Source organism: Pseudomonas sp. WS 5410 (assembly GCF_012985645.1).
GTDB lineage: Bacteria > Pseudomonadota > Gammaproteobacteria > Pseudomonadales > Pseudomonadaceae > Aquipseudomonas > Aquipseudomonas shahriarae.
Window position 1 is genome coordinate 147989 of record NZ_JAAQWS010000004.1, and the last position, 12663, is coordinate 160651.

Genomic DNA, 12663 nt, shown 5'->3' on the forward strand with positions numbered 1-12663 from the left:
AGATCGTTGTCAGGTGTGCAGGATGATTTCTGCCGGTACCGATGAATGTAGCGGGCCGGGCCTAAAAACCGTCGATCCCGGCAGCCCGTAGTGTTTCGCTCATGGCCACCACCTGAGGGTCGCGAAAAAAGGCGCTCAACTGCGCCGCGCGTCCCGGGCCGATTCCTGCCTCGGCCTGCCAGGCTTGCGTGTCGCGGGCGGCCAGGGCATGCCAGCCACCCACCAGGTTATTGCGGGCGGTCGGTGGAACCCCCAGCGCCATCAGCCATTGAGCGAACGGTCGCTGACGTGCGGTCTGCAGGCTCGCAAGCAGGCGCGTCGTGCTGCGGTCGCCGAATCCGTCAATGGTAGCAAGCTCTGTCTCATCAAGGTTCAACCAATCCACCAAACCGCTGATTTGACCGGCCTGGATCAAGGAGTTCCAGGTCTCGCGGCCAATGTGTGGCAGATCCAGCCCCTGCTTGCCACTGAGCCAGGTCAGTCGGGCCAGCAGTTGCTCCTCGCAGGCCGGGGCCAGACGCAAGCAGCTCAGGTGATGGAAGTCGCCCGCCACCGGGGCCGCGACATCGACCCGTGGGTAGCTGCGCAGGATGACCTGGTCGAGCCTGGGAATCACTTGGCCGGCAAGGCTGATGGACACCTGGTCGCCGGGCCGGATATCGAGTTGTTGCCAGCGTTTCAACGAGCCGATGCTGACGCGCTTGATCTGGCGATCGTCGAGCATTACCGGGTGCAGTTCCAGGACCGGGGTGATACGGCCGGTGCGGCCGATCTTGAACTGCACCTGGCGCACATGGGCCAGGGCTGTGATGACCGGGTATTTCCAGGCAACAGCCCAGTAAGGTGTGCTGGCCTGCCAGCGTTCGGCCGGGGCGCGCTGGCTTTGATGCAGCACCACGCCATCAGTGGCGAAGGGCAAAGGGTGCCCATGCCAGAACGCTCGCCAGTGACGGGCCTGCTCGAAGGTGTCGATGGGCTGGCTGTAGCGACGGCTGTCGGTAAAACCCCAGTGTGCAAGGGTGTCCAACTGCTGCTTGAGGTCCGCCGGCCCTTGCGGCCAGGCCCAGACAAACAGGCCGATGCCGGCGGCGTCGGCGTCATTGAGGTGTTGGCGGTTCATCAGCCCGGAGATTTTGCTGCGGGCATTCATGCCGCCCGTCTCCCCTTGTATATGGGTGTCCAGGCGCCAGTACAGCTCGCCCTGCAAGAGCAGGTCGATGGCCTCGGGCAGTTGTTGCACAAGGCCGGGGATCTTGCGGGCCGAGGCCGTCCAGTCATGGCCGAACAGGCCGTCGCCGCGGCTGATCACCTGGGCCAGGCGGCCCCCACGATAGACCAGGCTCACGGCCACCCCATCGACCTTGGGTTGTATCCAAAGGTCGCTGCGTGTGCCGATCCAGTCTGCCACGGCGCGGTCGTTGACCAACTTTTCAAGGCCCGTGTGCGGGACGGGATGGGCGACAGTGCCCCGCGAGCTGGCCAGGGGATTTTGCGCAGGTGACGGCGTCTGCGCAAAGCAAGCCCGCCATTGCTCCAGGCGCATGCGGGCCTGGTCATAGAGCTCGTCGCTGACCAGGGATTGGCCGAGTCGGTGGTAGCTGTCGTCCCACAGGTCGATCTGTCGTTGCAGGGCGGTGATTTCGTCCCGGGCCTTGTCGGCTTGCCAGTCCGGGCAGCCCTGCGCCCAAGCGACGATAGGGAAGAGCATCAATAGCAGGTAGGTCAGCAGGCGTGGTGTCATCATGAGCATCCTTGCTCTGAAGGGGCGCCCAGCCTAAAGCAAGCAAACGCCCATAAAAAAGCCCCGCAGGCGCGAGGCTTTTTACCGGGTGTTTCTGCTTACTTGAACAGACCGCCCAGGGCTTTCACGGTGTCGTTGCTGTCAGCCTTGGCCTGCTGCTTTTGCGCGGTTTCGTCGAGCTTGCCTTGGGACTCGCCGACTTTTTTGCAACCTTTGTTTACCTGGTCCAGTGCTGCCTGCATGGCCTTCACTTTCAGGTCTTCGCCATTGGCTTTGGCGGCGTCGACTTTTGCTTGCAGCTCCTGGCTCTGTTTTTCGCAGTTGCCGGTAGCGCCGCCCAGTTGGGAAGTCAGGGCGCCAGTCAGGCCGCTCAGGTCAGCGGCTTGCACTGGCAGGGCGAACAGGCTGAGCAGTACGGCAGCAGGAGCGAAGGTGGAAATACGCATGAAAAACCTCAATGTTCGATTGCCTGCGCACTTGGCTGTCCCGAGCAGGCGCAGTGCAGTATCCAATGTGGTTAAGGGCTCGGGAGGGCGCGAATTCTAGTGGGCCATCATTTAGCCTGCAAGGTTTGGATCCAATAAATGTGAACTATTTGCCAGGTTCGCCGTCGCGCTAACCCCCGCCCGCAAAAAAGCGCAACAAAAAGCCCCACCGGGGAAAACCCGGTGGGGCTTTGGGTACTACGTGCTGCGATTACAGACCGGCAGCGGTGCGCAGGTCGTCGGCGCGGTCGGTTTTTTCCCAGGTGAACGTGGTGAAGGTGTCGTCGCCGACGGTCTTCTGTTCAGGGGTACGACCGAAGTGGCCGTAGGCCGCGGTTTCCTGATACATCGGGTGCAGCAGGTCGAGCATGGTGGTGATTGCGTACGGACGCAGGTCGAAGATCTCACGCACCAGCTTGACGATCTTGTCATCGCTGATCTTGCCGGTGCCGAAGGTGTTCAGCGAGATCGACGTAGGCTGGGCCACACCAATGGCGTAGGACACCTGAATCTCGCAACGCTCGGCCAGGCCAGCGGCGACGATGTTCTTGGCCACGTAACGACCGGCATAGGCTGCCGAGCGGTCAACCTTGGAGGGATCCTTGCCGGAGAACGCGCCACCGCCGTGACGGGCCATGCCGCCGTAGCTGTCGACGATGATCTTGCGCCCGGTCAGGCCGCAGTCGCCCACCGGGCCGCCGATGATGAACTGGCCGGTCGGGTTGATGTGGAACTGGGTGTCCTTGCTCAGCAGTTCGGCAGGCAGCACGTGCTTGACGATCAGCTCCATCACACCTTCGCGCAGGTCTTTGTAGGAGACTTCCGGATTGTGCTGGGTCGACAACACCACCGCGTCGATGCCCACCACTTTGCCGCCTTCGTAACGGCAGGTCACCTGGGACTTGGCGTCCGGGCGCAGCCAAGGCAGCAGCCCGGATTTACGGGCCTCGGCCTGGCGCTTGACCAATTGGTGCGAGAAGGTGATCGGTGCAGGCATCAGCACGTCGGTTTCGTTGCTGGCGTAGCCGAACATCAGGCCCTGGTCGCCGGCGCCCTGGTCTTCTGGCTTGGCGCGGTCGACACCCTGGTTGATGTCGGGCGACTGCTTGCCGATGATGTTCATCACGCCGCAGGTCGCGCCGTCGAAGCCGACGTCAGAGCTGGTGTAGCCGATGTCGGTGATCACGTCACGGACGATCTGCTCCAGGTCGACCCAGGCCGACGTGGTGACTTCACCGGCGATGATCGCCACGCCCGTTTTCACCAGCGTCTCGCACGCCACGCGGGCGAACTTGTCTTCAGCAATGATGGCGTCCAGCACCGCATCAGAAATCTGGTCGGCGATTTTGTCCGGATGCCCTTCAGACACGGACTCGGAGGTGAAAAGGGAATATTCGCTCATCTCGATGTTTTCCTGATATTTACCGATGGTGAGTGTCGCCAGTTGGCCGCTGAAAGTGGCGGACCTGAATCTGGAAACCATTACGTAAGCCTACATACAGGCTTTCCCCGGGAACGAGTCCCGCAGCGGTGGCCCAACGGGCCAGATCGTCCTGTTCAAACCCCAACCATAGATCACCGCAGGCCTCCCTGGCCCAACTCTGGTTGTGGCTGCATAAATCAGTTACTAGCAGGCTGCCACCCGGTTGCAGCAAACCGGCCATCTGCCTGAGAGCATCGGCCGGCGCGGCAAAATGGTGAAGAACCATGTTCAACACCACGCAATCGGCTTGCAGCCCGACCTCATTCAAGGCATCGGCCAGTTGCAGGCGGACGTTGCCCAATTGTTCGCGCTCGCACAGCTGGCGCGCCAGTTCCAGCATGGCCGGGCTGTTGTCCAGCGCCGTCACCTGGTGGAAGCGTCGTGCCAGGTCCGGCAGGAACCCGCCGTCGCCCGGGCCGACTTCCAGCGCCGTGGCACCTGGGTTGAAGCTCAGCTTGTCGAGCAGCGCCAATACGCTTTCGCGGTATTGAGGCAGCCCGGCAATCAGGTCCTGCTGGGCGCGGAACTTGTCTGCCACCCGGGAGAAAAAGTCCTGGCTGGCCGCAGCGCGTTGCCCGTGGACCTGGGCGATCCGCGACTGCACGTCAGCCGGCAGGGCCAGGTTGTCCACTTCTTCGAGCAATGCAGCGTGCAGCTTGCCACCCAGCAAATCGGTGTGGGGCAGGGCGCGACGGTAAAAAATCGCATTGCCTTCACGGCGGGTGGCCACCAGGTGGGCCTGGGCCAGCACTTTCAAGTGGTGGCTCATACCGGACTGGCCAATGGCAAAGATCCGCGCCAGTTCCAGCACACCAAACGAGTCGTTGGCCAGGGCGCGCAGTACATTCAGGCGCAGCGGATCACCGCCGGCCTTGCACAGGGCCGCCAGCTCATCGCAATCGTCGGGGCGAATGGAAGGCGCAGGTAAGTTCATAAGGCCAGCAGTCTAGTGATGAGGTCAAATCCTCGCAAGGCCAATATCAAAAAGTTTTGATATTGGTCGATAATCGGTGGTTATAAGCAGGCGCTATAACCTTTAGACGAACGGCGGGAAGTGTTCTTGCCGCCAATGCAGTCCAAACCACAGGAAAAACCTACATAAGTCGGTATCTGTCATTGCCCCTGAGGCCTTGGCTGAGGGAAAATGCCGGTCCTTTTTTCCGTTTCTTTTATTCAACCTCCAGGAGATCAGCGATGCCCAGCCGTCGTGAGCGTGCCAACGCCATTCGTGCCCTCAGCATGGATGCCGTGCAAAAAGCCAACAGCGGCCATCCCGGTGCCCCAATGGGCATGGCGGATATCGCCGAGGTACTTTGGCGTGACTACCTGAAACACAACCCGAGCAACCCGTCGTTCGCCGATCGCGACCGCTTCGTGCTGTCCAACGGCCATGGCTCGATGTTGATCTATTCGTTGCTGCACCTGACCGGCTATGACCTGTCCATCGACGACCTCAAGCAGTTCCGCCAACTGCACAGCCGCACCCCGGGCCACCCGGAATTCGGCTACACCCCAGGCGTCGAGACCACCACCGGTCCCCTGGGCCAAGGCCTGGCCAATGCCGTGGGCTTCGCCCTGGCAGAAAAAGTCCTGGCGGCGCAGTTCAACCGTCCTGGCCACAATGTTGTCGACCACCACACCTACGTGTTCCTGGGTGATGGCTGCATGATGGAAGGCATTTCCCATGAAGTCAGCTCCCTGGCCGGCACGCTGGGCCTGGGCAAGCTGATTGCTTTCTACGATGACAACGGCATCTCCATCGACGGCGAAGTCGAAGGCTGGTTCACCGACGACACGCCAAAGCGTTTCGAAGCCTACAACTGGCAGGTGATCCGCAATGTTGACGGCCATGATCCGGAAGAGATCAAGACCGCCATCGAAACCGCGCGCAAAAGCGAACAGCCGACCCTGATCTGCTGCAAGACCACCATCGGCTTCGGTTCGCCGAACAAGCAAGGCAAGGAAGACTGCCACGGCGCCCCATTGGGTGACGCGGAAATCGCCCTGACCCGCGAAGCGCTGAAGTGGAACCATGGCCCGTTCGAAATCCCGGCTGATATCTACGCCGAGTGGGACGCCAAGGAAGCCGGTCGCGCCGCAGAAGCCGAGTGGGACCAGCGTTTTGCGGCCTACTCCGCAGAGTTCCCGGAGCTGGCCAACGAACTGGTACGCCGCCTGGCCGGTGACCTGCCTGCTGATTTCTCGGAAAAAGCCTCGGCCTACATCGCCGAAGTCGCGGCCAAGGGCGAGACCATCGCCAGCCGTAAAGCCAGCCAGAACACCCTGAACGCCTTTGGCCCGTTGCTGCCTGAGTTCCTCGGCGGTTCGGCTGACCTGGCCGGTTCCAACCTGACCCTGTGGAAAGGCTGCAAAGGTGTCTCGGCTGAAGACGCCAGCGGCAACTACATGTACTACGGCGTGCGCGAGTTCGGCATGAGCGCCATCATGAACGGCGTTGCCCTGCACGGCGGCCTGGTGCCTTACGGCGCGACCTTCCTGATGTTCATGGAATACGCGCGCAATGCCGTACGCATGGCCGCGCTGATGAAGAAGCGTGTGATCCATGTGTACACCCACGACTCCATCGGCCTCGGCGAAGACGGCCCGACGCACCAGCCGGTCGAGCAACTGACCAGCCTGCGCACCACGCCGAACCTGGATTGCTGGCGCCCAGCCGACGCGGTGGAATCCGCGGTGGCCTGGAAGCACGCGATCGAGCGCAAGGATGGCCCTTCGGCGCTGATCTTCTCCCGTCAGAACCTGCAACACCAGGTACGTACTGACGCGCAGATCGCCGACATCAGCCGTGGTGGCTACGTGCTCAAGGACTGCATCGGTGAGCCGGAGCTGATCCTGATCTCCACCGGTTCCGAAGTGGGCCTGACCGTTCAGGCCTACGACAAGCTGACCGCCCAAGGCCGTAACGTGCGCGTTGTGTCCATGCCGTGCACCAGCGTGTTCGAAGCCCAGGACGCCGACTACAAGCAATCGGTCCTGCCGTTGCAGGTCAGCGCGCGTATTGCCATCGAAGCGGCGCATGCCGACTACTGGTACAAATACGTGGGCCTGGAAGGCCGCGTGATCGGCATGACCACCTACGGTGAGTCGGCGCCGGCGCCAGCGTTGTTCGAAGAGTTCGGTTTCACCCTGGAAAACATCCTGGGTCAGGCTGAAGAGCTGCTGGAAGACTAAGTCAGTCTGCGTTGTCTGTACTGGCGCCATCGCGGGCAAGCCCGCTCCCACATTTGGATCTCGGTCTAATGTGGGAGCGGGCTTGCCCGCGATAGCGATGGAACATTCAACACTGAACGAACATTGATCGAGAACCCCATGCCTCAACCCCGTCCCTACAAAGTTGCACTCAACGGCTACGGCCGGATTGGTCGTTGCGTCTTGCGTGCGCTGTTCGAGCGAGGGGCGGCGGCCGGGTTTGAAATTGTCGCCATCAACGATCTGGCCGACATGGCCAGCATCGAATACCTGACGCGCTTCGACTCCACCCACGGCCGGTTCCCCGGCGAAGTGCGGATCGACGGCGATTGTCTGCATATCAATGGCAACTGCGTGAAGGTTTTGCGCAGTGCCACGCCCGAGGGCATCGACTGGGCGGCGCTGGGTGTCGACCTGGTGCTGGAATGCTCCGGGGCCTACCACACCCGTGCCGATGGCCAGCGGTTCCTCGACGCCGGCGCGCCGCGCGTGCTGTTTTCCCAGCCGATGGCCAGCGAGGCGGATGTCGACGCCACCATCGTCTATGGGGTCAACCAGGACTGCCTGACCGGTGACGAGTTGCTGGTGTCCAACGCCTCCTGCACCACCAACTGCGGTGTGCCGTTGTTGCGCCTGCTGGACCAGGCGATTGGCCTGGAGTATGTGTCGATTACCACTATTCACTCGGCGATGAACGACCAGCCGGTGATTGACGCCTATCACCATGAAGACTTGCGCCGTACCCGTTCGGCGTTCCAGTCGGTGATTCCGGTGTCCACCGGCCTGGCTCGTGGTATTGAACGCCTGCTGCCGGAACTTGCCGGGCGAATCCAGGCCAAAGCAGTGCGCGTGCCGACGGTGAACGTGTCGTGCCTGGATATCACCATGCAGACTGTCAGCGACACCGACGCCAGCGAGGTCAACCGGATCCTGCGCGAGGCTGCCACCAGCGGCCCGCTCAAAGGCCTGCTGGCGTACACCGAGTTGCCGCACGCCAGTTGTGATTTCAACCACGACCCGCATTCGGCCATCGTCGATGCTAGCCAGACCCGCGTTTCCGGCCCCAGGTTGGTGAATATCCTGGCCTGGTTCGATAACGAATGGGGCTTTGCCAACCGCATGCTGGATGTTGCGGAGCATTATCTGCACATCGCTTCTTCAAAATTAGCCCTTCAAAATCAAGTAATTCAGGAACTGCGACCATGACCGTGTTGAAGATGACCGACCTCGATCTGCAAGGTAAGCGCGTACTGATTCGCGAAGACCTCAACGTCCCAGTCAAGGACGGTGTAGTCACCAGCGATGCGCGAATCCTGGCTTCGCTGCCGACCATCAAGCTGGCCCTGGAAAAAGGCGCGGCCGTGATGGTCTGCTCCCACCTGGGTCGTCCGACCGAAGGTGAGTTCTCCGCCGAAAACAGCCTCAAGCCTGTAGCCGATTACCTGAGCAAGGCCCTGGGCCGCGAAGTGCCGCTGGTGGCTGACTACCTGGGCGGCGTTGACGTCAAGGCCGGCGACATCGTGCTGTTCGAAAACGTGCGCTTCAACAAAGGCGAGAAGAAGAACAGCGACGAACTGGCCCAGCAATATGCTGCGCTGTGCGACGTGTTTGTGATGGACGCCTTCGGCACCGCGCACCGCGCCGAGGGTTCGACCCATGGCGTGGCCAAGTTCGCCAAGGTGGCCGCTGCTGGCCCGTTGCTGGCTGCCGAGCTGGATGCACTGGGCAAGGCCCTGGGCGCACCAGCCCAGCCAATGGCTGCCATCGTGGCCGGTTCCAAGGTGTCGACCAAGCTGGACGTGCTCAACAGCCTGAGCCAGATCTGCAACCAACTGATCGTGGGCGGCGGCATTGCCAATACCTTCCTGGCCGCTGCTGGCCATCCGGTAGGCAAGTCGCTGTACGAGCCGGACCTGTTGGACACCGCCCGTGCCATCGCGGCCAAGGTCAGCGTACCGCTGCCGGTGGACGTGGTGGTTGCCAAGGAATTTGCCGAAAGCGCCGAAGCGACCGTCAAGCTGATCGCAGATGTGGCGGCTGACGACATGATCCTGGATATCGGCCCGCAAACGGCGGCCAACTTCGCCGAGCTGCTGAAAGCCTCCCGGACTATCCTGTGGAACGGCCCGGTCGGTGTGTTCGAGTTCGACCAGTTCGGCAACGGCACCAAAGTGCTGGCCAAGGCGATTGCTGAAAGCTCGGCATTCTCCATTGCCGGCGGTGGCGACACCCTGGCGGCCATCGACAAGTATGGCGTTGCTGAGCAGATCTCCTACATTTCTACCGGTGGTGGCGCGTTCCTTGAGTTTGTCGAAGGCAAGGTCCTGCCAGCCGTTGAAGTGCTGGAAAGTCGAGCCAAGGGCTGAGACCCGCAGCCTGGAAAAGGAGCATTCCCATGATCAAGCCATTCGCGCTGGTGATTGCAGCAGGCCTGTTGGCCGGCTGCGGCAGCGCGCCCAAGGCGCCGGTAGACGACGCCCCAGGGGCTGCACCGCACAAGGGCTGCTACCAGGCCGACTGGCAGGCTGAAACCATGCCGGTGATCAGCAAGCGCATAGGGCCCGACGGGCTGGAGAAATACGATTCCCCGCCCAAAGGTAAGGAACAGGGTTGCCCTTGATGGGTCTGATTCACTAACCGACAGCAGTGGCGGCCTCGGGCCGCCGTTCGAGGATTGGCAATGAAAGGCGTTATCGCCCTGGCAGCACTGGCTCTATTGGCCGGTTGTGCCAACCTGAACATGTTCAACAAGGCACCAGCGCAGCAAGAACCATGGACCACCTGGGTATGCGACAGCCAGGCCCAGGTGAACTGGCGGTTTGTCGATACCGACCACAAGCAGGTGGATGTGCGCCTCGGCGGCTCCGACCTGGTGTATCGCCTCAAGGAAGATGTGGCCGCTTCCGGCGCGCTGTACAGCAATGAGCAACTGGCGTTTCACACAAAAGGTGAGGAAGGCCTGGTTTACTGGGTTGCCACCGATGATTTGATCGGCCGGGGCTGCAAGGCCCAGTAATACAGAGCACATGGGATCCGGTTCCAATTCGACAAAGATTGCGAACCTCACCCTGCAATAACGATTCAGCAGGCCAAGGCTCAACCCCTTGATCTGCAATAACTTGAATAGCAGCCGCCGCTACGGCAGGCTTGCACGATTAACGACCCTCGACCGGGAGAGAGACACAATGGCACTTATCAGCATGCGTCAAATGCTGGACCACGCAGCCGAGTTCGGCTACGGCGTCCCAGCCTTTAACGTCAACAACCTTGAGCAGATGCGCGCCATCATGGAAGCCGCTGACAAGACCGACTCCCCAGTGATCGTCCAGGCTTCGGCCGGTGCCCGCAAATACGCCGGCGCACCGTTCCTGCGTCACCTGATCCTCGCGGCAATCGAAGAATTCCCACACATCCCGGTGTGCATGCACCAGGACCACGGCACCAGCCCTGACGTATGCCAGCGCTCCATCCAACTGGGCTTCAGCTCGGTGATGATGGACGGCTCCCTCGGCGAAGACGGCAAGACCCCGACCGACTACGACTACAACGTGCGCGTCACCCAACAAACCGTGGCCCTGGCTCACGCCTGCGGCGTTTCGGTAGAAGGCGAACTGGGCTGCCTGGGCTCCCTGGAAACCGGCATGGCCGGTGAAGAAGACGGCATCGGCGCCGAAGGCGTGCTGGATCACAGCCAGATGCTGACCGACCCGGAAGAAGCCGCTGACTTCGTCAAGCGCACCCAGGTCGACGCCCTGGCCATCGCCATCGGCACCAGCCACGGCGCCTACAAGTTCACCAAGCCGCCTACCGGCGACGTGCTGGCCATCGACCGCATCAAGGAAATCCACAAGCGCATCCCCAACACCCACCTGGTGATGCACGGTTCTTCCTCGGTACCGCAAGAATGGCTGGCGATCATCAACCAGTACGGCGGCGACATCAAAGAAACCTACGGCGTACCGGTTGAAGAAATCGTCGAAGGCATCAAGCACGGCGTGCGCAAGGTCAACATCGACACCGACCTGCGCCTGGCTTCCACCGGTGCGATGCGTCGCCTGATGGCCACCAACCCGAGCGAGTTTGACCCGCGTAAGTTCTTCGGCGCCACTGTGACTGCGATGCGTGATGTATGTATTGCGCGTTACGAAGCGTTCGGCACGGCCGGTAATGCTTCGAAGATCAAGCCGGTGTCGTTGGAAGCGATGTATCAGCGGTATTTGAAAGGTGAGTTGAACGCTAAGGTCAACTAAGCCTCAGGTGTTAATAAAAAGCCCGCAGAGATGCGGGTTTTTTGTGCTCGCTATTTGAGGCCGCCTACAAACCAGTGTGGGAGCGGGCTTGCCCGCGATAGCGGTGTATCAGTCGATAAATGGATGACTGATACGCCCTCATCGCGGGCAAGCCCGCTCCCACATTTGGATGGTGTTCGGCTTATTTATCGACCAGTATTTTGGGGTTTGAATTCCCCCACACCGTATAAAGGTCAGCCAACAACGCCCCATTGATATCCTCTACCTCCGCCTGGGTGGTCTGGACATTCCCCTGCTTGCCAAACAGCACCACCTCATCCCCGCTCTTCACGGTTGGCACATCCGTCACATCCACCATCAGCGTGTTCATCGACACCTTGCCCACCACCGGCACCCGATGCCCGTTGATCAGCACGATGCCTTTATTGGTGAACGCCCGGCGATAGCCGTCGGAATAGCCCACGGTGATGTTGGCCAGTTTTGAATCGCGCTTCAGGGTGTAGGTGCGGTCGTAGCCGACGGTGTTGCCTTTCGGGTAGCTGTTGACCGAGGCTACGTGGGATTTGAACTGCATCACCCGCTTGTATTCGGTAAACGACGGCACGGTGTCGCCAAACAGCAGGCCGCCGGGGCGTACCATGTCCAGGCGGGACTCGGGCACTTCCAGGGTGGCGAAGGAGTTGGCCGCGTGCAGGGTGATTTTACTGCGGTCCAGTTGGGCGACGTTGATCAGCCAATTGGCCTGCTCGTTGAAGGCCTTGAGACCGGTGCGTACGTCGGCGGCGTCTTCGACGGCGAAGTGGGTCATGATCGCCTTCACTTCCAGGTTCGGCACCTTGGTGATGGCTACGGCGTCGCGGCGGCCCTGGGCAGTGGTCATTTCTACGCCATTGCGGCTCATGCCACTGGAGTTCAGCCCCAGGTGTACCACCAGCGGGCGGCCATGATGTTCGGCGATCAGGCTGGCGCGCACGGCGAAGTCGAGGTTGCCCACCAGTTCTTCGACGTTGTACGGCAGCGCCGCTTCCAGTTCGCTCAGGGCGGCTGTACGCACGCGGATCAGTTGACCCTTGAAGCCGCTTTCGCGCACGACGCGGGCTTCTTCATTGCTGGCCACGCCCACGCAAGGCACACCGAGCTTGATCACCGATGGCATCAGCAGGCCAATGCCGTGACCGTAGGCGTCGGCCTTGAGCACGGCGCAGATTTTCGACTTGTCGGCGAGGCTGGTTTGCAGGGTACGGATGTTGTGTTTAAACGCGGCTTTGCTGATCTCAACCCAGGCGTTGCTGTCCTGGATACTGACCTGGGCCACCCCGTCGGTCATCGACAAGGGCGGGGCACCGAAGGCCGGGTTTTGCAGCAGAACCATGCCCATGGACAGGGCGAGTAGGGTGCGAGTGAAGGGCATTGATGAGTCTCCATGACTTTCTTATAGGTAAGCATTGCGCATGCGCGGCGCCATACTCGAATTGTCCTACAAGAAAGTCGAGA

General features: G+C 61.2%; 11 protein-coding genes. 6 read left to right on the forward strand and 5 right to left on the reverse strand.

The features are described 5' to 3' along the window. Window positions 1-61: 61 nt before the first annotated feature. From ligB to HBO24_RS08330, 4 genes are all read right to left on the reverse strand, one after another. A complete protein-coding gene (gene ligB / locus HBO24_RS08315; protein WP_170059544.1) occupies window positions 62-1744 on the reverse strand; it encodes an NAD-dependent DNA ligase LigB in 1683 nt (560 codons plus the stop codon). 95 nt (window positions 1745-1839) lie between these two features. Then, window positions 1840-2187, reverse strand: coding sequence for a DUF1090 family protein (locus HBO24_RS08320; protein ID WP_057440231.1), 348 nt, complete (start codon window positions 2185-2187; stop codon window positions 1840-1842). A gap of 250 nt (window positions 2188-2437) precedes the next feature. Continuing rightward, window positions 2438-3628, reverse strand: a complete 1191-nt coding sequence (gene metK / locus HBO24_RS08325; RefSeq protein ID WP_057960856.1) for a methionine adenosyltransferase — start codon at window positions 3626-3628, stop codon at window positions 2438-2440. A gap of 19 nt (window positions 3629-3647) precedes the next feature. After that, the gene (locus tag HBO24_RS08330; protein ID WP_170059545.1) at window positions 3648-4643 is read right to left on the reverse strand and encodes a metalloregulator ArsR/SmtB family transcription factor; all 996 of its coding nucleotides are present in this window, start codon (window positions 4641-4643) and stop codon (window positions 3648-3650) included. A gap of 260 nt (window positions 4644-4903) precedes the next feature. Between HBO24_RS08330 and tkt the strand changes: the two genes are divergently transcribed. The 6 genes from tkt to fba all read left to right on the forward strand — a co-directional run bounded on the left by tkt (window position 4904) and on the right by fba (window position 11169). Continuing rightward, the gene (tkt, locus tag HBO24_RS08335) at window positions 4904-6901 is read left to right on the forward strand and encodes a transketolase (protein WP_057440233.1); all 1998 of its coding nucleotides are present in this window, start codon (window positions 4904-4906) and stop codon (window positions 6899-6901) included. Between the two features lie 138 nt (window positions 6902-7039). Beyond that, window positions 7040-8125: an erythrose-4-phosphate dehydrogenase gene (gene epd, locus HBO24_RS08340; protein ID WP_057960854.1), complete on the forward strand. Its 1086-nt coding sequence runs from the start codon at window positions 7040-7042 to the stop codon at window positions 8123-8125. After that, on the forward strand, window positions 8122-9285 hold the full coding sequence (locus HBO24_RS08345) for a phosphoglycerate kinase (protein WP_057440234.1): 1164 nt from the start codon (window positions 8122-8124) through the stop codon (window positions 9283-9285). Before epd ends, HBO24_RS08345 begins: the two co-directional genes overlap by 4 nt. Before the next feature lie 29 nt (window positions 9286-9314). Next, complete coding sequence (locus HBO24_RS08350; protein WP_169960124.1) at window positions 9315-9539, forward strand: hypothetical protein; 225 nt, start codon at window positions 9315-9317, stop codon at window positions 9537-9539. 60 nt (window positions 9540-9599) lie between these two features. Then, window positions 9600-9935 (forward strand): MliC family protein, encoded by a 336-nt coding sequence (locus tag HBO24_RS08355; protein WP_057960853.1) that lies wholly within the window; start codon window positions 9600-9602, stop codon window positions 9933-9935. Between the two features lie 169 nt (window positions 9936-10104). Then, window positions 10105-11169 (forward strand): class II fructose-bisphosphate aldolase, encoded by a 1065-nt coding sequence (gene fba, locus HBO24_RS08360; RefSeq protein ID WP_029297347.1) that lies wholly within the window; start codon window positions 10105-10107, stop codon window positions 11167-11169. Between the two features lie 181 nt (window positions 11170-11350). Here the strand turns inward: fba and alr are convergent, their stop codons facing one another. Further along, complete coding sequence (alr, locus tag HBO24_RS08365) at window positions 11351-12580, reverse strand: alanine racemase (RefSeq protein WP_170059546.1); 1230 nt, start codon at window positions 12578-12580, stop codon at window positions 11351-11353. Window positions 12581-12663: the final 83 nt, after the last annotated feature.